The sequence below is a fragment of the Hansschlegelia sp. genome (assembly GCF_035538955.1).
Classification (GTDB): Bacteria; Pseudomonadota; Alphaproteobacteria; order Rhizobiales; family Methylopilaceae; genus Methylopila.
In genome coordinates this window covers 19,353-36,459 of record NZ_DATLJK010000014.1, presented here as the reverse complement: position 1 = coordinate 36,459, position 17,107 = coordinate 19,353, and the positions used below count along the sequence as shown (strand labels likewise).

24 protein-coding genes and 1 tRNA gene are annotated in these 17,107 nt (G+C 66.3%); 10 read left to right on the top strand and 15 right to left on the bottom strand.

The window, feature by feature from the left end:
- Positions 1–5: 5 nt before the first annotated feature.
- The 3 genes from VM780_RS09625 to VM780_RS09615 all read left to right on the top strand — a co-directional run bounded on the left by VM780_RS09625 (position 6) and on the right by VM780_RS09615 (position 1,202).
- Positions 6–81 (top strand) — tRNA-Ile (locus VM780_RS09625).
- A gap of 360 nt (positions 82–441) precedes the next feature.
- Complete coding sequence (locus tag VM780_RS09620) at positions 442–765, top strand: thermonuclease family protein (RefSeq protein ID WP_325447058.1); 324 nt, start codon at positions 442–444, stop codon at positions 763–765.
- Positions 762–1,202, top strand: a complete 441-nt coding sequence (locus tag VM780_RS09615) for an HD domain-containing protein (protein ID WP_325447057.1) — start codon at positions 762–764, stop codon at positions 1,200–1,202. The genes VM780_RS09620 and VM780_RS09615 overlap by 4 nt, the downstream gene beginning before the upstream one ends.
- Positions 1,203–1,209: 7 nt before the next feature.
- Here the strand turns inward: VM780_RS09615 and VM780_RS09610 are convergent, their stop codons facing one another.
- Positions 1,210–1,584, bottom strand: a complete 375-nt coding sequence (locus tag VM780_RS09610) for a hypothetical protein (RefSeq protein WP_325447056.1) — start codon at positions 1,582–1,584, stop codon at positions 1,210–1,212.
- A 123-nt stretch (positions 1,585–1,707) separates the two neighbouring features.
- Here VM780_RS09610 and VM780_RS09605 point away from each other — a divergent pair, with 123 nt between their 5' ends.
- Positions 1,708–2,640, top strand: a complete 933-nt coding sequence (locus VM780_RS09605; protein WP_325447055.1) for an ATP-dependent DNA ligase — start codon at positions 1,708–1,710, stop codon at positions 2,638–2,640.
- Positions 2,641–2,687: 47 nt separating this feature from the next.
- Here VM780_RS09605 and VM780_RS09600 read toward each other — a convergent pair whose 3' ends face one another.
- Positions 2,688–3,500, bottom strand: a complete 813-nt coding sequence (locus VM780_RS09600; protein ID WP_325447054.1) for a class I SAM-dependent methyltransferase — start codon at positions 3,498–3,500, stop codon at positions 2,688–2,690.
- A gap of 89 nt (positions 3,501–3,589) precedes the next feature.
- Positions 3,590–4,324: an SOS response-associated peptidase gene (locus VM780_RS09595; protein ID WP_325447053.1), complete on the bottom strand. Its 735-nt coding sequence runs from the start codon at positions 4,322–4,324 to the stop codon at positions 3,590–3,592.
- 186 nt (positions 4,325–4,510) lie between these two features.
- Here VM780_RS09595 and VM780_RS09590 point away from each other — a divergent pair, with 186 nt between their 5' ends.
- A complete protein-coding gene (locus tag VM780_RS09590; protein ID WP_325447052.1) occupies positions 4,511–4,957 on the top strand; it encodes a DMT family transporter in 447 nt (148 codons plus the stop codon).
- 38 nt (positions 4,958–4,995) lie between these two features.
- On the opposite strand, the gene VM780_RS09585 is transcribed toward VM780_RS09590, so the two are convergent.
- On the bottom strand, positions 4,996–5,565 hold the full coding sequence (locus VM780_RS09585; protein WP_325447051.1) for a hypothetical protein: 570 nt from the start codon (positions 5,563–5,565) through the stop codon (positions 4,996–4,998).
- Positions 5,562–5,777 (bottom strand): hypothetical protein, encoded by a 216-nt coding sequence (locus VM780_RS09580; protein WP_325447050.1) that lies wholly within the window; start codon positions 5,775–5,777, stop codon positions 5,562–5,564. The genes VM780_RS09585 and VM780_RS09580 overlap by 4 nt, the downstream gene beginning before the upstream one ends.
- Before the next feature lie 33 nt (positions 5,778–5,810).
- Between VM780_RS09580 and VM780_RS09575 the strand changes: the two genes are divergently transcribed.
- The 3 genes from VM780_RS09575 (at position 5,811) to VM780_RS09565 (ending at position 6,978) form a co-directional block, all read left to right on the top strand.
- Positions 5,811–5,960, top strand: a complete 150-nt coding sequence (locus VM780_RS09575) for a hypothetical protein (protein ID WP_325447049.1) — start codon at positions 5,811–5,813, stop codon at positions 5,958–5,960.
- A 123-nt stretch (positions 5,961–6,083) separates the two neighbouring features.
- Entirely contained in the window at positions 6,084–6,218 is a 135-nt protein-coding gene (locus VM780_RS09570; RefSeq protein WP_325447048.1) for a hypothetical protein, read from the top strand.
- Between the two features lie 424 nt (positions 6,219–6,642).
- Complete coding sequence (locus VM780_RS09565; RefSeq protein WP_325447047.1) at positions 6,643–6,978, top strand: hypothetical protein; 336 nt, start codon at positions 6,643–6,645, stop codon at positions 6,976–6,978.
- A 73-nt stretch (positions 6,979–7,051) separates the two neighbouring features.
- Here the strand turns inward: VM780_RS09565 and VM780_RS09560 are convergent, their stop codons facing one another.
- Genes VM780_RS09560 through VM780_RS09540 form a run of 5 tightly spaced genes read right to left on the bottom strand, consistent with a single transcriptional unit; the run spans position 7,052 to position 8,709 of the window.
- Positions 7,052–7,522, bottom strand: coding sequence for a hypothetical protein (locus tag VM780_RS09560; RefSeq protein WP_325447046.1), 471 nt, complete (start codon positions 7,520–7,522; stop codon positions 7,052–7,054).
- The gene (locus VM780_RS09555) at positions 7,522–7,725 is read right to left on the bottom strand and encodes a hypothetical protein (protein WP_325447045.1); all 204 of its coding nucleotides are present in this window, start codon (positions 7,723–7,725) and stop codon (positions 7,522–7,524) included. Before VM780_RS09555 ends, VM780_RS09560 begins: the two co-directional genes overlap by 1 nt.
- A complete protein-coding gene (locus VM780_RS09550) occupies positions 7,722–8,009 on the bottom strand; it encodes a hypothetical protein (RefSeq protein WP_325447044.1) in 288 nt (95 codons plus the stop codon). Before VM780_RS09550 ends, VM780_RS09555 begins: the two co-directional genes overlap by 4 nt.
- 10 nt (positions 8,010–8,019) lie before the next feature.
- Entirely contained in the window at positions 8,020–8,379 is a 360-nt protein-coding gene (locus VM780_RS09545; RefSeq protein WP_325447043.1) for a hypothetical protein, read from the bottom strand.
- 3 nt (positions 8,380–8,382) lie between these two features.
- Positions 8,383–8,709, bottom strand: coding sequence for a hypothetical protein (locus VM780_RS09540; RefSeq protein ID WP_325447042.1), 327 nt, complete (start codon positions 8,707–8,709; stop codon positions 8,383–8,385).
- 227 nt (positions 8,710–8,936) lie between these two features.
- Here VM780_RS09540 and VM780_RS09535 point away from each other — a divergent pair, with 227 nt between their 5' ends.
- The gene (locus VM780_RS09535; RefSeq protein WP_325447041.1) at positions 8,937–9,800 is read left to right on the top strand and encodes a hypothetical protein; all 864 of its coding nucleotides are present in this window, start codon (positions 8,937–8,939) and stop codon (positions 9,798–9,800) included.
- Positions 9,801–9,829: 29 nt separating this feature from the next.
- Here the strand turns inward: VM780_RS09535 and VM780_RS09530 are convergent, their stop codons facing one another.
- Positions 9,830–10,675: an N-acetylmuramidase domain-containing protein gene (locus VM780_RS09530; protein WP_325447040.1), complete on the bottom strand. Its 846-nt coding sequence runs from the start codon at positions 10,673–10,675 to the stop codon at positions 9,830–9,832.
- Between the two features lie 437 nt (positions 10,676–11,112).
- Between VM780_RS09530 and VM780_RS09525 the strand changes: the two genes are divergently transcribed.
- Complete coding sequence (locus VM780_RS09525; RefSeq protein ID WP_325447039.1) at positions 11,113–11,370, top strand: hypothetical protein; 258 nt, start codon at positions 11,113–11,115, stop codon at positions 11,368–11,370.
- A gap of 211 nt (positions 11,371–11,581) precedes the next feature.
- Here VM780_RS09525 and VM780_RS09520 read toward each other — a convergent pair whose 3' ends face one another.
- The 4 genes from VM780_RS09520 to VM780_RS09505 all read right to left on the bottom strand — a co-directional run bounded on the left by VM780_RS09520 (position 11,582) and on the right by VM780_RS09505 (position 17,102).
- Positions 11,582–12,394: a hypothetical protein gene (locus VM780_RS09520; RefSeq protein WP_325447038.1), complete on the bottom strand. Its 813-nt coding sequence runs from the start codon at positions 12,392–12,394 to the stop codon at positions 11,582–11,584.
- Between the two features lie 11 nt (positions 12,395–12,405).
- A complete protein-coding gene (locus tag VM780_RS09515; RefSeq protein WP_325447037.1) occupies positions 12,406–14,514 on the bottom strand; it encodes a sialate O-acetylesterase in 2,109 nt (702 codons plus the stop codon).
- A 67-nt stretch (positions 14,515–14,581) separates the two neighbouring features.
- Positions 14,582–14,938: a hypothetical protein gene (locus VM780_RS09510; RefSeq protein ID WP_325447036.1), complete on the bottom strand. Its 357-nt coding sequence runs from the start codon at positions 14,936–14,938 to the stop codon at positions 14,582–14,584.
- Between the two features lie 7 nt (positions 14,939–14,945).
- A complete protein-coding gene (locus tag VM780_RS09505) occupies positions 14,946–17,102 on the bottom strand; it encodes a hypothetical protein (protein ID WP_325447035.1) in 2,157 nt (718 codons plus the stop codon).
- Between the last annotated feature and the right edge of the window lie 5 nt (positions 17,103–17,107).

Below are 17,107 nucleotides of genomic sequence, written 5' to 3'. Positions count from 1 at the left end.
CGCGGGGGCCTGTAGCTCAATGGTTAGAGCCGACCGCTCATAACGGTCTGGTTGCAGGTTCGAGTCCTGCCGGGCCCACCATTACACTCCAAGTACTTAGCGCCGCGCGCGAATGCGCGGCGCCGAGCTTGGCCAACGAAATGGCCAACGAAACGCCGGATTCGCGCCCTGGTTCCTGCGTTCGAGAGCTCGGCCAGATCGCCGGCGGATGCGCTCCAGCGAAAGATCGGGGATGATGTGGCCATGATCAGAGTCGCGTTGCTCTTCGCCTTGTTCGCCTCGCCCGCGCTCGCTCAGGAGCCGCCGAGCGTGTTCAGCGATTATGCAAAAGAGGCGGTGTCTTCACGCGGAGGAAATCGGCCTCTGAGCCAAGAGCATCTTAGCGAAGGGGGCGGTGACCAGGCACCGAGGGAATCGGTCCGCATAATCGACGGCGACACGGTGGTGATCGCCGGCGAGCGCATCCGCCTTCGCTCGGAGGCCGGCCCGATCGACGCCTCGGAGCTCGGCAAGGCGAAGTGTCCGCTCGAGCTGTTCCGCGCCGAGGCTGCGCGCGACAGGCTGGCTGCTCTGCTGAAGGGCGTCCATACTGCGGACGCCCTTTCCGTCGTGCGGAAGGGCGCAGATCGCTACGGCCGGACGGTCGCGGTGCTGCTGGTGGACGGCAAGGACGTCGGCGCGCAGCTTGTCCGCGAGGGGCATGCCAAGCCCTGGCCAAAGCTGACGAAAGCGGATCGGCCGACCTGGTGCGGAGAGAGCCAATGAGCACGCTGGAGCGCGCGATCGAGATCGCGAAGGAGGCGCATGCCGGCCAAAAGGACAGTGCCGGCGCCGACTACATCATGCACCCCATGCGGGTGGCGTTCACGCTTCCTCTCGGGAGCGACGCGCGAATTGTGGCCGTCCTGCACGACGTGGTCGAGGACAGCGACTGGACGATCGAGAGGCTGCGCGCGGAAGGCTTCAGCGAAGCTGTTCTCTCCGGCGTGGACGCGATGACGCGCCGCGAGGGCGAGGATTATCTGGAGTTCGTCGCACGCGCAGCGCGCGACCCGATCGGCCGAGTGGTGAAGCGTGCTGATCTCCACGACAACATGGACACCAGCCGCCTCGGGGAAATCACGGAGAAGGACCGTGAGCGGCTCGCCAAGTACATGACCGCGCTGTCGCTGCTCGACGATATCGAGGCAGGGATCACATAGAGCGAGGCTAGGATGTCTTCGCCGACTTAGCGGCCGGCGTTGGCGCTGGCGCCGCTGAGCAGCGCTTGATCATGGACGCCTTGCGGACCGCTTCTTGTTCACCCTTCAGCCGTCCGATTTCCGGCGCGATGTTGTCGCCGCTGAGCGAGGAGACCGGAAGGCCGATCAGGATCACGCCGACCGTATCATTCGTCCGCGCCTTTTCCTGCTGAACCGAAGCCGTCGCGAGCGCTGAATTTAGGCGCAGGCTTTCGTCGGCGAGCTGGCCGCAGGTGTAGCCCTGATAGCTGACTTCGCTCACATAAGACGGCGCGATGCTGTCCGGCGATTTGGCGCACGCCGCCAATGCGAGCCCTGCGGCCGCGATAACAATAGAACGCATGGTTTCCCCCGAAACGGGCCGAAGTGCTCCCGGCCTGTTTCGACCTTAACGGGCGCTCGGCGTCGACTGCAATCGGAAGATCGATCCACGCCATTTTAAGTTCTGTCGGCGAGTTTTTCGGGCATGGCAAAGCCGCCGCGCCCGCCCCGCACGATCAAGCGCTCCGCGGAGCCGCAGAGCGAGGCCGTCGCCAGCCGCCCGCTCATCGCCCGGCGCGACCCGCGCCAGGCGGAGCTCTTCCGGACCGAGTTCATCCCGCCCTGCAAGCCAACGCTGCGGCTGAAGGCGCCGAGCGGCTCCCGCTGGCAGTTCGAGATCAAGCACGACGGCTACCGGGCGCAGTGCCACGTCAACGGCGGCCAAGTCCGGATCTTCACGAAGAACGGCTTCGACTGGGCGCAGCGTATGCCCGCGATCGTCGCCGCGCTCGAGCAGCTGCCGGTCTCTTCCGCCGTGATCGAGGGCGAGGCCGTCATGGAAGGACCGGACGGCGTCACCGACTTCTTCGCGCTGCATGCGGCGCTGGCGGCCAAGAGCGCGCCGCGCGCCTTCCTCTACGCCTTCGACCTGCTGCATCTGAACGGCGACGACCTGCGCGAGCTGCCGCTCGACGAGCGCCGCCTGCTGCTCGAGGACATGCTGCTCTATGGACCGAACGCGTTGCGGTTCAGCGAGCACGTTCTTGACGACGGGCCGTCGGTCTATCGCGCCGCGTGCGAGCTCGGGCTGGAGGGCATCGTGGCGAAGGTGCGGGAGGCTACCTATCGTTCGGGGCCCAGCACGACCTGGCTCAAGATCAAATGCACCCAGACCGGCACGTTCGTCGTCACCGGCTACGATCCCGACGCGAGGAGCGGGGTCAGGTCGCTGAAGCTGGCCGACCTGGACGGCGTTCCGGCCGGGTCAGTCGGATCCGGCCTTACCGCCGCTTCAAGCCGGGACTTCCGCCGCCGGCTGGACGCCGGCGAACTCGTCATGGTCCAGGTGGAGTTCCGCGGCCGCACGCCGAGCGGCGGGCTGCGGCATCCATCGCTAAAGGGCGTGCCGGAGCACTGAGCTGACCGACTCCCTTCCCTTCACGCGCGCAATCGGCGGGTGTCCGCTCAGTGTATCGCGGCAAAGACGATCGCCTGGATCCGCCCCTCTATGGGGCCCTCTCCGAACCTCCGCTCCAGCGCTTCGGCGGCATGCTGGGTCGCCCGCTCCAGCCCGGAGGGATCGCGGGCGAGTATCTCGTTCCGGAGCGGGGTGCCTTGGCAGTAGGCGATGGCCGCCTCGCGACTCGATGCGCATCTGCTGACGCCCTCGACGATGTCGATTTCGACATCTGAGAAGCCAGCCGAAAGCGTCTCGCGACGGATGGCGTCGACGTCGTGGTATCCGTGCGGCGTGCGCGGCAGAAATCGCGGCGGATCGTGCGGAAACATCTGCGCCAGCGCCTCCGTCACCGCGGCGGCGAACTCGTTCGCGGACAGGCAATCCCATACGCTGAACAGGAATTTGCCGGTCTGTCTAAGTACGCGGCGCGCTTCCCTGAAGCCTTGGGCCTTGTCGGGGAAGAACATCAGGCCGAACTGGCAGACCACGGCGTCGAAGCTGTCGTCCCGGAAGGGCAGCGCCAAAGCGTCGGCCTGCCTCCATTCGATACGGGCATTCTTCGCAAGCGAGGACCGCGCTACGTCCAGCATCGCCTGATTGAGATCGGTCACGACTAAACGAGCGGGGGCCGGATCGACCGAGGCGATCGCACGAGTGACGACGCCCGTGCCCGCCGCAGTCTCGAGCACGTCCGTCGGCCCGATCCTCCTGAGGCGCTCGGCCATATCCCACGCGTAGGATTGGAAGATCAGGGGGACGAGATGCTCTTCGTATGTCTCGGCGATGGAGCCCGTGAATGCCTTGTCGGCCGCGGCCATGGCGCTGCTCTCGTCCACCGGATGAAGTTCACATAGCCTGTCTCGGCTCGGCGTCTGTAGCACTTTTTGACGTGGCGCCGCCTCTTCGCTTAGGCCGCGTCCCGGAGGCCATCCACCTTCCCCCCGCGCGCAACGATCACGAGCGCATCGTCCGGCAGCGGCCGCTGCAGCGCCTTCGCCTCATCCCAGGGCGCGCGTATCCAGACGTCGATCTCCTCCGACGTGGTGAGTATCACCGGCATCGCCTTCGGGTGAATCGGCGCCACGACTGCGTTCGGCTCCGTGGTGAGGAAGCCGTAGACGTCGCAGGTGACCTCGCCCTCGGACTTCTTCCGGACGCAGGTCCAGCTGGTCCAGATCCCGGCGAACACGCAGAGCGGCCGGCTCTCGTCGAGCGCGAACCATACGGGCTGCATCTTGCCGTCCGGCCCGCGCTCATATTCGGAGAAGCTCGTCATCGGCACGACGCAGCGGTTCGCCGGCCCAAGCCAACGGCGCCAGTGCTGAGAGGCGACGTTGCGGATGTTCGTCGTGCCGATGTCCGGCTCGGCCTTCAGCAGCGCCTGGAAGTCGACGGCCTGGCCCTTCTTCTCGAGGGCCGCGGCGCGCTTCTTCGTGGCCTCGAACAGCGCGCGGCTCGACGAAGGCATGCCCCAGCGGGCAAGCACGAGCTCGCGTCCCTCATTCGAGTTGCGGACGATTGGTGCCGGGTAGTCCGGAAAGATCCCCGGCATCGGCGGCAGGTTGCCCGTGCGGTCGACGAGCGCCTTCGTCAGCTCGCGGATCGCCGCCTGGCCCTTGGTGACTCTGTAGAGGTTGCACATCGGAGCAGTCTGCCGCGCGACTGTGGAGCTTCGCAACGATCAGGGTTCGCCGTTTTCGACACTTCCGCGTTGTCTGACCGCTCGAGAGCGTCCCACAGCAAGCCGACTCGTGGCAGGAAGCGAGAGCCCAAATTTGCTCGATCTAAGCCGACGCTTGGAAGTCTGCACGAAATCCGGAGCCTCGAGATGCTCAAGGTCGCCCTTCCGATGTTCCTCGCTGCGGCGGCTGGCGCGAGCATCGTTATTCAGCAGGCTCTGAACACGAACCTTCGGACCGCACTCAACTCGGCTGCGTGGTCCGGCTTCATGAGCTATTTCGTAGGCCTCCTTTGCATGGCGATTTTCGCGCTGGTCTTACGTGACCCGCTGCCATCGATGGCAGAAGCGGCGCGGATACCGTGGTGGGCGTGGAGCGGAGGGCTCTTCGGCGCGATTTTCATCGCGCTCGCGATCCTGCTCATCCCGTCGATCGGCGCAGCAACCTTCATTGCCCTGCTGGTGGCAGGACAGATGCTGGCCTCCATCGCCTTCGATCACTTCGGCTGGCTCGGTCTGGCGGAACGCCCCGTCGATCTCCCGCGATTGATCGGGGTCGTGCTGCTGATCGCGGGGGTTGTCCTTATCCGGCGTTGAGGCTGGCCCCGGGAAAGCTTCTGCGTGAGCTTGAGCGGCTATTTCCAGCGACGCTTGCGGCCCGCTGCCAGATGAGCGCGAACACTTTTGATCTCCGCGTTCACGGCCTCCGGAGCGTCCGTCCCGGTCTCGGGCTCCGGATGCTGCGCGACCATCTGCCCAAACCGCCTCAGCACGAGCTGACAACCCTCCTCCAGCTTCACCACCTTGACCGCGGCATGGAAGGCGGCGCGCGCGATGTCGCTGTCCGCTGAAGCAGCGATCATGCGGTCGAGGCTCCCGCCGGCACGATAGAGCTCCACTCGGTGCGGCAGCGCCGCCATATCCTCGCGTGGCGAGAGCGCGCGACCGCTGCCTTCGTCGCTGATCGGCGGCGGCACGAAGGCCACTGCGACCTTTAGCGACCGGCAGGCCGGGCACCGCAGCCGGCCGGCGAGATCGCTCAACGGCAGCCCTGCGCCGCGCGTCCACACCAGCGTCTCCATATCGAGCTCGTATTCGCGATGGCACTCCCGGATCGACTTCATCCCGTCGCGCCTTCCGTGAGCGCAGCGCGCCTTCACGCGCCAGCCGGCGCGCCAGGCTTCCCCAAGCGTCTCAACGGTCACGGGAGCCGCCGCAGCGGCTGGCACCCGCGCAGATAGCCCAGCGATATCCGGCTGTGCGCCGTCGCCCTCGCCTCCTCCCCCTCGGCGAGCTGCACCAGCAGCGCCCAGATCGCCGCGCGCGGGTCACCGCCGGCCGCCCGAATCGCGCCGTCGACGGCGGCCTCCCGCGTGCCTAAGCTCTCGTCTTCAAGCCGCTCTGCGGCGTCCGTCATGGCTCAGCTCCATCTTCAGGGAAGATGGATTCCATGAGAACGAAATGCGAACAAGAGGCGATGCGTGAGGACGGCCGCGGCCACTGGGATCATGACGACGACCCTCGGCTGGTGCTCGCGACCGCCTTCGCGATCATCGCGCCGCTCGCGCTCGCGGCGCTGATCTGGTGGCGCCGGGGATAGCAAACGGAAGCTTCGGGAAGATTCCGTTTTTGTCGGAACGATCATGCGTTCTGTTGCTTCCGAAGTAAAACCCAAGGAGATGGGGCGCTGGTTAATGAACCGAAGATCGACCGAGACGCCCTCATGAAAATTGGCGCTGTTCTCCGCAAGGAATTCGCCGACTTGGGAGAATCACCGGAGAACGCTGATATCAATCGGCTTTTGATAGAACTGGCCGATCGCGATAGTGAGCCAGAAGCCACGCCGCCGCCTCCCTGAGGAACGTCGTGCTCGCTGGGGCTGAAACGACGAAAAGCCCCGCGACAGCCCGGAGGCCGCCGCGGGGCGCTGATCAGATAGGAAGCTCGGGCGGTCAGGGCGGCAGCGCCGCGAGGATTACGATCCCGGTGAGCACGCCTCCCGCCACGAAGGCGGCGGCGATCACCGCCCAGGACCGGCGCGCCACCGGCGGGTTCTTCCGCGCTTAGTCAGGCTCGACCGGTCAAGAGGGCGAAAGGCGTCGCCGGAGCGCGCTGCCAGAACCGGCTGAGACATCCACGGCGGCAAAGATGGCTCTCCTCGCAACGGGCGCGATCACAGCAAACCAATAAGCCAGGGCGAATTCCCAGCGGTCCGGTTACGCTCCATGGGAACAACGACGCCCAGCCCTTGTTGGTAGTGAAACTGCAAAGGGAGGCAGAGAATGAAGAGTACCTTCTTCGCATCCGCTGCTGCGGTCCTGCTCGCATCCGGCATCGCGCACGCACAAGGCACCGAGCAGAAGCAGCCCCAAGCGCCTTCGACACAGGACAGCGGATCGGCTCAGCCAGGGGGCGACAAGACGACGCCTAAGACCACGGGCGCCATGAACAACGCAGTCGGTGGCGTCGCCACCAGCCCTCAGGATGTCGGTGCTCAGCAGCAGGGGAAGCCGACAGCTGCACAAGGCGGAGGCGCTGCTTCCGGCGATCAGAAGATCGAGCCCAATAAAGGTCCGAAAACAACCGGAGCGGCCCCAGGGGCCGACTATCGTCAGTAACTACCTGAACGGCGAGCGCCCCGCGACAGCCCGGAGGCCGCCGCGGGGCGCTGACAGGAAGCAGAGCGACCCATCAGGGCGGCTCGCAGCTGCCGGGGTCGTCTCGGCAGAATGCGGCCATTTGCTCGGCGTGAAACCGGGTCGCGCAGATCGACAGCACGGTCAGCCAGCAGAACACCGCGACGAGTAGCGACGTTCGCGAGCCCCGCACGATCCACACCAGCGCGACCTTCGCCATGACCGCGATCAGCAGCAGCGCCTGCGTGAGCGCATAGGAATCGAACGATTGCGCGGCGTTCACCGCGATGATCATCGAGACCGCATAGGCGGGGTCGAGCGCCCGCGGCCAGATCCATCGGAGGGGGATCATCGCGATCGCCGCGTGCGTCCAAACCGTGAGCGGCAGGATCGCCCACAGGTCCGTCCGCGGCGAGCGACGAAGCTCCCAGCTCCAGAACGCGAACAGCGCGCAAGACAACGCGCATGTCAGCAGCAACATGCTGTTGAGGGTCGCGTAGACCCAATACGACCACTCCGCCTGCATCAACGCCCCCTGCCCTGCAACGCGAGTTCAAACCGCCTCAGGGCGGCGTTCAGGCGCGCTCCGCCCGCGCTCACCTCTCCGGCGATACGGTCGATCTCACGCGCCTTATGATCGGCGTCCTGAAGCGCCTCCCGCGCGCGGCGGGCGGCCTTCGGCTCGGTGCGGCTGCGCCAAAGGTCGAGCATTCGGCTGATCCACCTCATCTGCGCCCCCTCGGGAGGCCTGCGACACGGTCGGACAGATCCTCGAGGGCCTTGGCAAGCGCGAGGTCGGCGTTCATGCGTTCGCCCGCGAGGCTCGACAACTTGTCGGTCGATCGGTCACCGAGCGCGATCAGTCGGTCTGAGAGCGCCTCGTTGCGCTTCTCAGCCCGGTAGAGCCGCCACGCCAGATAGGCGGTCGCGACGGCGAGCAGCGCCGCCGGCGCGCCAAGGCGGTCGAACAGGAATGCGAGGAACGACTGAGCCGCGGCCCAGAGCTCAGCCATCGCAGCCGCCTCAGCCGAGCGGCCGGGACGTGGTCTCCCGCCCGTACCAAGCCCAGGCGAGGCCGATGAGCGTGATCGCGGTCGTCGCGACTGTCGACACGTCATCGGCATTCCACGTCTGGCCAAACCAGCCGGCCGCAATGACGAGGCTCTTCGCGAGCCCGGTCATCTGCAGCAGCTGCGCCGCGCCGGCCGCCGTGATGCCCTGGATCGTCTCGCTCGCGAGCCGCGAGACCGGCTTCAGAGCCGGCGCGATGGCTGGGTCGGTGACGACGCGCTTGGCGACCTCCGCCGGCGCCGCGGTGGGCGGGAGGTTGCGGACGGCGCTTTCCACGACGTCCTGCAGCTTCGGCTTGGTGATCTTCGCCATCGCTCAGGCTCCCTGACGAGCGGCGTCGGCGCGCGCCGCCATGATGGTCGCGTAGGCGGTGGCCGCCGCCGCGACGCCCTGCGCGAGATCGGCCGGCGGGCTGGCGCAGAGGCCAGACACGACAGCGTGCGCCGCGGCAGCGGTCTGCAGCTTCTTCGCCGAGACGCCCTTTATGCTCGCGACCGTCACATAGGCGGCATAGACCGCGGGCTCGCTCGCGCAGATCGTGTCGAAAGTCTTGGCGGTCGTGGTGGACGCGTCGCTGACCGAGCAGGCGGCGAGCGACAGCGCGAGCAGGCCGAGAGCGGCCGCCCGTGAGAGCAGGTTCATGGGATGTCTCCGGAGGAAAATTGCCCGGCAGCCGGCCGGGCGCGGTTTTAAGCTTCCAGCATCACACGGGGAAACGAGACAAAGCCGGACACCCGCAATAACCTCGCACGGAGGTTCTCATCGCGGTGGCTGCTGCAATGTCTCAGCGCTCTTTACTCTCAGTTCTTGTACTCTGGTTGGGAGTATCGTGTACCGCGATAGCTTTGGCTCAGCCTTCAAACAGGGAAATGGAACAGCCCAGAAGCCCAAGCATAACAAACGATCACTCCGGGCATGAAAAGAGCGCCGCCGAAGCCAAAAAGAATTTTAGCCTTCCAGTTATTATTATGGAGACCGCAGATCAGCAGCGCAGTGCTCGTGAGCGCGAGCAAAAGACCGACAAACACGATGAGGCCAACCTGCAGGCTCAGCGGCAAGCCGCACAAGCAGCTGATCGCAGCGCCGACGTTGCAGAATGGATGAAAACGCCGACTTGGGCGCAGATCATTCTTGCCAGCCTTGGCACTATCAGCGTTCTGGTAGCTCTTTATTTCGCCTACCAAGCAAATCGAATTGCAGAGACGACGGGTAAGCGCCAACTGCGCGCGTATCTTACAGTCGACGTAAAAAAAGCCCTCATTCTCAATCCAGAACGCGAGGTTATGCGGGTGCAGATACGTATTGAGAACAATGGGCAAACCCCCGCCATGTACATTCGTAGTGGCACCCTGCTCACCATCAAGCCTCACCATCCGCCCATCGGAACACTTTCGGTTGCCGAAGATAGAGAAAGCGCCTCGGCAACCGGAAGCTCCAGCATCCTGGGTTCTGGAAAAAGGCTTATCGTAAACAAGGAGTTCCCTTGTCTTACCAAAAACGATTGCCTGGAACTTCAACGAAGCAACGAGCGCCTGTATATCATCGGCATTGTGCGTTATCGAGATATTTTTCAGGAGGATCACACGACCAAGTTTTGTTTCTTGCTGAAGACCGGCCACCTTATGAGGGCATTGGACCGTTACGCTAACACCCCAGTTTCTATTGAAACTCCCCCCGCGGCGATCAAAGGGGATGGCTTTAGCAGAGCCAACCAATGGAACGAGATGAGTTAGTGTGGCAATGGCCAGCACGACTGCCTTAATCACGTCGCAGCCGCCCACGTCTTCGGCCCGACGACGCCATCGGCGAGCAGCTTGTGCGCTGCCTGCCACTTCTTCGTCGCGGCCTCGGTCTCCGCCCCGAAGGCGCCGTCGACACCGCTCGGCAGAGGATAGCCGCCCGCGACCAGCGTGTTCTGCCAGAGCGTCACCAGCGGCCCGCGCGAGCCGCGGCCGATGCGCGTGCGCGGCAGCGTGATCGAACCCGGTCCGGCCGACGGGAAGAATGGCGTGTCGGGGATGCGCGCCCATTTGGCGAAGGCGGCCGCGAGCTTCGTGTCATAGCCGTTCTTCGCATAGCCCGGCCCGTTGTAGCCGCGGGCGAGCGGCGCCCAGGCGTGCGCCCGCAGATCGTCGTCGAGCTTGTTGGCCACGAGGAAGCCGACAATTGCCTCGAGGTGGCGCGCCTCGGCGTCCATGAAGCCCCGCACCATGTCCTGCGGGCTGTCGAAGCCGCCGGCGGCGAAGTTCTCGCCGAGGATCTGGCCGAGGCCCCAGGATGCGGAGCGCAACGCCGCCGTCTCGTCGATCGCCCGCGCCTTCTCCAGCCGCGGATAGCTGTCAGCCGGATAGGGTTGAGTCCCCCAGACCTTGTAGGCGAGACCCTGACCGACCGCCTCGGCGCGCTTCGCGCTCGACAGGTTGCGGTAGAACACATGCGGCTCGAACAGCATCTTCGGCCGTCCTGCGCGGTCGAAGCCAGAGCCCGCCGCCTCGACATCGAGGATGGCGTGGACCTCATCCTCCCCGACGCCGATCGTGTAGCCCACGCGCGGCAGGTCGATATCGGCGAGCCGAGTGGCCGCGCCGACGAAGCCGTTCCATTCCATAGTGCGCTCCGGGCATGAAAAAGCCCGGCGCGAGGGCCGGGCTATAGCTGCGATGATGGCCGCGCGCGGAGAGGGCGCATGTGATCAACCGTTGACGTCAGTCTCGCCGGGCATTGCAGTAGGCCGCCACGATTTCAGTCCCTTCCCAGGGCGTGGCGACTGGCTCAGCGCCCTCCGCGGCGCTGAGCTTTTTTTGCAGCTGGCGGCTGATCTTTTCGTCGATTGACCCCGCCCGGCGGTCCGGCTCTGAATGCCTTGCTATGCCGCGCGTCCTCCAACCCGCGACGTAGCGGCTCAGCGCTGGCTTCCGGCCGAAGACTGGCGCTGAGCCACCCTAGCGAGACATGAAGAGCCTGAGCAGGTTAGGCTTGGGAGGTCTCGATCTTGTGGGATTTGCTAAATCCAGACTGCCGACGGACAATCGGTGGATGACACCGATGACCGACTGTCTGGTGGCCCTCGCGGTGGCCTCGGGGATGAGCGACACTGACGCGGCTATGCATGCTCGCGTCGCGATCGATGCCTACCTTCTGGAACTGGGAGGCGACGCCGCCCAGAGCGCGGCAGCCATGCGCGAGTTAGAGGCGGGATTTCTCGAGTTGAAGCTCGACGGTGCTCCCGCCGACGACATCAAGCAGAACCTTCGGGCGCGCATCGCCGATCTTGAAGGTGGTCAGCGGCAAGCGCCGGGCTGAAGGAGTTGCGGGACGCGCTCTGGGCGCGGGAAGTCAGGTGTTGACGACAGCGCTCAGCCGCGTTGGAGTGGCTCGCCACGCTTGGTCTCCTCCCGGCGTGGCATGGCTCAGCGCCGTTTCCCCCCCGGGCTTCGGCGCTGAGCCACCCTCCCCTGCCGCATGAAAAAGCCCGCTCGTGACGGGCGCGGACGATCGGATCAGGCGGGCGGCGTCAGGCGATCGCGAACTCGGCTTTCAGCGCCGCCACGGCGTCGTCGAGATACGGCCGGTACGTGTCGGAGTGCATCTCGCGGCCGAAGATCAGCGCCTTGGCGATCTTGCCGCGCCAGCCGTTGGCCGTGCTGTTGCCGCCGCTGCCGCCGATGTTCCATGTCATGGACGGGGCGACCAGCGCCGGCGTGGTGATTCCCGTCCGCGTGAGAGGCGTGACGTTGGCGATCCACGCGATCGCGGTCCGGGCGTCGTCGTCATAGGAGAAGACCCAGATCGCCTTCGTATCCAGCGGGACCGAGGCCGACGGGACGCCGATATAGTCGCTGCCGCCGGCGAGATTGTCGGCCCGGAAGGACGCGGTCGCGACGTTCTGCCAGGTGACGCCGAGCACGTTGGCGTTCGCCGTCGTCAGCAACTGCGCGAAGCCCGCGCCGGAGGCGTTCGCCGCGGCGGCCAGCGAGGCGACCATCACGATCGCGAAGGACGGCGTCACGGTCCGCGGGCCGATGCGGATGTCGCCGTCGCCGGTCGGGAAGCTGATCGTCGGCTTGTTGTTGAAGGCGGCGTCGACCGCGACTCTGGTCGGAGTCGGCAGCGTCCCCGCGGCGGAGCCCGCCGGCGGGAACGACCGGATCGGCCGGCCGCTCGCCCGGCACTTGCCGGCGCCATAGGCGTCGAGCACCGCCGGGTCGAAGTAGTGCAGCAAGCCCGGCAGCCGCGCGATGAGCTTGTCTGCCTCCGTCATCACGATGCGCTTGCCGCCGAGGGCGGGCGCGGAGACGCCGGGAATAGTGGTGACGCGTCCGACCATGTCGGGCCCCCTCAGGTGACGTTGACGAGTTGGATGCAGGCGAAGTTGTAGAGACGCCGCCCCTCGGGGGTCGTGTCCGGCGACTGGTCCCGGATGACGGAGCGCGGGCCGGTCGTGGGGCCGGCGAAGGCGTTCGGCGTCGCGACGCGCGCGATCCCGATCTGCTGCGCGGTCCCGGTCGGGACGGCGGAAAGCGTCACGTCGATCGTGTGCGCGCCGGTGATCGCGACGTTCGTGATCGTCACGCTGTTGCCGTTGCCGGCGTCGTGCCAGGTGACGCCCTTGTTGCCCGGGTCGGTCACCAGCGAGCCGTCGTCGAACGCGAGCGCCGTTCCGGTGTCGCTGAAGGTGAGCGTCACCACTGCGCCAGCGCGCACGGCCGAGGTGACGTAGAGCGGCGTGTAGGGCTGCCCCGCCACGACCGCCGCCATGGCGCGGCCGGTGTAGAGGCCCTGCAAGCGCTCGGAAGCGGCCGTCAGGTGCATGCCGTCGGCGACGGTCTCGAGGATGTATTGCGGCCCGACGCAGAGCGCCTTCGTCGGGTTCATCAGCGCCATGTTGAGCTGAGCCAGCGGCACGCCCGAGGTCGCGATATTGTAGAGCTGCCAGTTGGCCATCTGGTGGATGATCAGCTTCACCTGATCGGTCCCGCCGGTCAGGGCGTTGATGTCGGCGGTGAGGTCCGACTGAAGCTCGACGAGCCAACCGCGGTAGGTCGACTCCGTCTCGTCGTGGTCGTGCTGGCCCTGGTCCCAGATGACGCCCGGCACCTCGTAGGCGATCCCGGAAAGCGCCGCGATAAGCCGCGCGCGGCGCACCGCCTTGAGGATGTTCGAATAAGGGATGCTGCCCTTCTTCAGCCAGTCGTAGCCCTGCCCGCCGATGCCGTGCGCGGACATCAGCAGGGCTTCGGTCGAGGCAAGCGTCTTGGTCGCCTGCCAGCCGCCGATCGAGGCGACCGTCTCGCCCGCGCGGTCGCCATCGGTGCGCTCGAAGGCGTCGACGATGCCCGCCAGATCCTCGTCGGCGATGATCGCGGTTCTGTCCGTCGGGAAGTTGGTCCCGAGCGTGCGCACGCCGCCGGAGAACATCAGCACCCGCCCGGGGCGCGGCGGCGTCGTGGTGATCGCGGGCGTCGACTGCGTGCCGCCGTGCAGGCTCTGGCCGGTGAGCGGGAAGTGGTGCAGCGTCGTGACGCTCGGGGCGATCGACGACGTGTAGAGCAGCGAGACGCTGATCAGTCGGGCGACGCCGCCGATCTCCTGGACGTAGCGCAGCACGGGTCCGTCCATCACCGGCGAATGGCAGTCGCCCTCGCCGCGGGTGACGCGGACCTCGCCGGCGTCCCACGCGAGATAGACGTCGCGCGATCCGCTGGCGCCGCGCACGAAGGGCACGTAGAGCCGCGCCGGCGCGAGGCCGCACTGCATGGAACCGTCGGGGCGCAAGCCTTGGAAGACCGTCCCATCATCGAGAGCGCGGAACCAGGTGAAGTCGTCGCCCCAGGCGGCGTCGTGATCCCAGAGGGTGAAGAAGCCGGCCTTGTTAAGACCGATCATGATGTAGCCATCAGGGCTCAGCAGGCCCCAGGCGTAGTCCTCCGAGAGGGCCGCCTCCCCCGTCAGGTCGACGATCTCGGCGCGCAAAATGCCGTCGAGATCGAGATAGGCCTGCATGTTGCCGAACAGGTCGCCGAAGCCGGCAGAGACCCCCGCGTCGCCAGCAAGGATCGGATCGCCGCCCGGCTGCGGGAGCACGTCGCGCTTCAGCGCGGTGCTGACCACGCCGGCGTCGCTCGCCAACGCGACGTCGCGCGCATCCTCCGCAGCAGCGCGAGCGGCAATCGCGGCGGCTGAGGCGGCGGCGGCGAGCTCCGAAGCCGCGATCGCGGCCGTGCCGTCGATCTGGCCGAGCTGCTCCCCGAGGCTGGCGAGCGATGCGGCGAGCGCAGAGAACGAGTCCGCGAAAGCCGGAGCGGCGCGCAGCTGCTGGGCTGCCGCCGGCACCTTGATCCGGCCGGTGTCCGCGCGCCCGTCGACCTCGCCATTCGCCAGGAACTCGGCCGCGTCTCCGGTCAGCTCCGGGATCGACGTCGTCGGCACGCCGCCAGTGTCAGCCATGCTGTGCTCCGGGCATGAAAAAGCCCGCGTGGAGCGCGGGCATGGGCGGGTCAGATGCGGCGGACGATCAGGCTGGCGGCAGATCGATGATCTGGGCGCGCAGTTGCGCGATCGTCTCGTTGGCCTGCGCGAGCTGATCGCGGAGCATCTCGGCCTCGTCGGCGGCTTCGCGCGCCGCCGCCAGCTGAGCCGCGAGGGTGTCGGCGCGGACCGTGGCGGCCGCCGCAACGGCGCCGAGGATGTCGTCGAGCGGCCATCCCGCCGCTTCGGCTTCGGTGACCATCATCGGCTGCGTGAGCTCGATCGTCGGCTCGCCGCCGAAGGCCGACGGCGTCTCCGAACCGAGACGGACATGCCAGGCCGGCTGGAGCTCGCTCGACGGCGGCCGCCCGCGATAGACGAACTCTTCGACATATTGCGTCATGTGGACCTCAGGTGAGCGAGACGGCGCTGCCGTCCTCATATTTCCAGCCGCCGGAGCCCCAGTTGCGGACGGCGTAACTCTTGCCAGCCTCCGGGTTTGAGACGTCGCAGCGCCCGATATTGCTCGAAGATGCGGTCGGCAGCGTCTGACGGGTGAACTCGTTCGGGCGCACGAATCCGTTGCCGACCACCGCCCCGATCGCATCGACCGACCATTGCTGCGTCGACGCCGCCTGGCGGAGCTTCCATCCGAAATCGGGCTGATACTCGGCCGGAGCGACTTCGCCGCTGCCGAACACCCTGCCAATCGAGACCCGCCTTGCCGTCGCGGCGTCAGCCGGGCCGTAGACCCGGATCGCGTAGAATCCGGTGATGCCGGTCCCGGCATAGGAGAATGACGCGTATTCCTGTCGCGCCCCGCCCACGGTCCGCGCACTAATGGCCATGCGCGCTGAGGTCTTATCCCAGTCTCCTCGTTTGTCCGTGTCATAGATGCGAAATACGCCGTCGCTGACGCGGAACAAGTTCGTGTATTTGTCTGCGAAATCATTGTGGTAGCCGACGCGGAATTCTTCTCCGTACCGAACGGCGATGTCGATCACCGCTCTGTTTAATGTTAGGGCGGCAGACGATTTAACAGAGGTGAGGCCGGCGTTGAGAGGCTTGTCGCCGGGGTCGCCGTCAGCCTGCTTGAAGCGGCACACCACAGCGCGCACCAGCGTGTTGGCGCCGTGCCCGGCATAGGTCGTGTTCGGGTCCCAGGCGCCGACGGTCGCCGGCAGAGTCGTTGGCGCGGTTTTCCGCGACGTGCCCGGCACGTCGGAATGCGTGAGGATCGAGTTCCAGTTGCGTCCTTCCCAGCTGAAAACGTCGCCGGGCGCGCCCCACTTCTCCTGCGTGACGGTGTGCGGCCAGCCGCCGATCGGCGGGACCAGGAACAGCCCCTCAGGCTCGAACGAGTAGGGCAGACCCTGCGTCTCCGCCAGACCTCCGAGCAGTTCTGCGTATGTATAGTTCCCGCGGGCATCGTCGCTGTCCAGCACCCACCAGACGGTCGGCCGAAAGAGATCGACGCAGATAACCTTGTGGGTGCCGAACGGATGGGTCTGACCTGTGAACGCATAGAAGTAGCGGCCGTCACAGGCGAAATCCTGCATGCAGTCAGCGTCGAGCTCCTCCATCGGAGGCAGCACAAACTCAAAGATCGGCTGCACATTTGTCGCATCACCGTCGAGGCAGGCCTCGACCTCTTCGCGACGCCAGCCGAAGACGTGCCGGACGCCGTCGGACCGGTAGTTGTTATCCTTGTGCTGGCCGATCATGAAGACGAAGCGGCCGTCGTTCGAGCAGATCCCGCTGTCGCCGTAGAACCCGCGCAAACGGCCGTTCGCCGCCCCGCCGGGGAACATCTTGTAGTTCGTGACGTCGGCCTGGGTGGTGCCGCCGCCTACGTCCTGCGAGACGCCCCGCCAGCGGATGCGCTGAAGGCCGCGGCGTTTGATCTGCGCCGGCGGCACTTGCTCGTCCGGTGAATCTCCGTCGTCGCCGTCATCCGTCGGGTCCGGCTCAGGGACCTCCTCATAACCGCTCGACGTCCAGAGCCAGATCTGACCCGCTTCCTCGTCAACCCATGCGCTGAGGGCTTGGTGACCGGAGTTGATCTCCTCCGTCCAGCCGATCGGTTCCAGACTCGCGAGGCCAGCCTCAGTGTAAGGATACAAGATAAAGCTGTGATACCCGCCCGGAAGATCGTCCTCATTGTCGGCGTCTGCTTCCGAGATCGTCCTCCGGCGCTGCTTAATCAGCATGAACGTGCCGGGTTCCGTCACTGCATCCGCGACGTGGACCGTGGCGCTCTTGGTCTCGATCCCGTGCGCGCCCTGCGGCGCGCGGTAGGCTCCTTGAAAATACTCTCCGCTCGTCGGCCCCGTGCCGCGCTTCAGGATCGCGACCGTCTTCTGCGCGAGCTCGACGCCAGGCCGCGCGAAGGGCGGCCCGAAGGCGTCCGCGAGCGGCCCCTGCGCGAGCAGCTGAAGCAGAAGCGTCGCGAGCTTGATCCGGCCGGTGTCGACCTGTCCTCCCGGGAGCTGCCCATTGCCGAGCAGGCTCTCGATCAGCCCCGTGATCTCGGGCAGGTTCGACGTCGGCGAGCCGGCTTCGGGCATGGGCG

Excerpts from the sequence above, each read along its gene's own strand:
- VM780_RS09565 (WP_325447047.1), top strand. The coding sequence starts at position 6,643 with ATGAAGAGTACCTTCTTCGCATCCGCTGCTGCGGTCCTGCTCGCATCC.
- VM780_RS09605 (WP_325447055.1), top strand. The coding sequence starts at position 1,708 with ATGGCAAAGCCGCCGCGCCCGCCCCGCACGATCAAGCGCTCCGCGGAG.
- VM780_RS09590 (WP_325447052.1), top strand. The coding sequence starts at position 4,511 with ATGCTCAAGGTCGCCCTTCCGATGTTCCTCGCTGCGGCGGCTGGCGCG.
- VM780_RS09510 (WP_325447036.1), bottom strand. The coding sequence starts at position 14,938 with ATGACGCAATATGTCGAAGAGTTCGTCTATCGCGGGCGGCCGCCGTCG.
- VM780_RS09610 (WP_325447056.1), bottom strand. The coding sequence starts at position 1,584 with ATGCGTTCTATTGTTATCGCGGCCGCAGGGCTCGCATTGGCGGCGTGC.
- VM780_RS09535 (WP_325447041.1), top strand. The coding sequence starts at position 8,937 with ATGGAACAGCCCAGAAGCCCAAGCATAACAAACGATCACTCCGGGCAT.
- VM780_RS09525 (WP_325447039.1), top strand. The coding sequence starts at position 11,113 with ATGACCGACTGTCTGGTGGCCCTCGCGGTGGCCTCGGGGATGAGCGAC.
- VM780_RS09575 (WP_325447049.1), top strand. The coding sequence starts at position 5,811 with ATGAGAACGAAATGCGAACAAGAGGCGATGCGTGAGGACGGCCGCGGC.
- VM780_RS09545 (WP_325447043.1), bottom strand. The coding sequence starts at position 8,379 with ATGGCGAAGATCACCAAGCCGAAGCTGCAGGACGTCGTGGAAAGCGCC.
- VM780_RS09540 (WP_325447042.1), bottom strand. The coding sequence starts at position 8,709 with ATGAACCTGCTCTCACGGGCGGCCGCTCTCGGCCTGCTCGCGCTGTCG.
- VM780_RS09520 (WP_325447038.1), bottom strand. The coding sequence starts at position 12,394 with ATGGTCGGACGCGTCACCACTATTCCCGGCGTCTCCGCGCCCGCCCTC.
- VM780_RS09615 (WP_325447057.1), top strand. The coding sequence starts at position 762 with ATGAGCACGCTGGAGCGCGCGATCGAGATCGCGAAGGAGGCGCATGCC.
- VM780_RS09600 (WP_325447054.1), bottom strand. The coding sequence starts at position 3,500 with ATGGCCGCGGCCGACAAGGCATTCACGGGCTCCATCGCCGAGACATAC.
- VM780_RS09595 (WP_325447053.1), bottom strand. The coding sequence starts at position 4,324 with ATGTGCAACCTCTACAGAGTCACCAAGGGCCAGGCGGCGATCCGCGAG.
- VM780_RS09555 (WP_325447045.1), bottom strand. The coding sequence starts at position 7,725 with ATGAGGTGGATCAGCCGAATGCTCGACCTTTGGCGCAGCCGCACCGAG.
- VM780_RS09515 (WP_325447037.1), bottom strand. The coding sequence starts at position 14,514 with ATGGCTGACACTGGCGGCGTGCCGACGACGTCGATCCCGGAGCTGACC.
- VM780_RS09505 (WP_325447035.1), bottom strand. The coding sequence starts at position 17,102 with ATGCCCGAAGCCGGCTCGCCGACGTCGAACCTGCCCGAGATCACGGGG.
- VM780_RS09580 (WP_325447050.1), bottom strand. The coding sequence starts at position 5,777 with ATGACGGACGCCGCAGAGCGGCTTGAAGACGAGAGCTTAGGCACGCGG.
- VM780_RS09550 (WP_325447044.1), bottom strand. The coding sequence starts at position 8,009 with ATGGCTGAGCTCTGGGCCGCGGCTCAGTCGTTCCTCGCATTCCTGTTC.
- VM780_RS09530 (WP_325447040.1), bottom strand. The coding sequence starts at position 10,675 with ATGGAATGGAACGGCTTCGTCGGCGCGGCCACTCGGCTCGCCGATATC.
- VM780_RS09560 (WP_325447046.1), bottom strand. The coding sequence starts at position 7,522 with ATGCAGGCGGAGTGGTCGTATTGGGTCTACGCGACCCTCAACAGCATG.
- VM780_RS09570 (WP_325447048.1), top strand. The coding sequence starts at position 6,084 with ATGAAAATTGGCGCTGTTCTCCGCAAGGAATTCGCCGACTTGGGAGAA.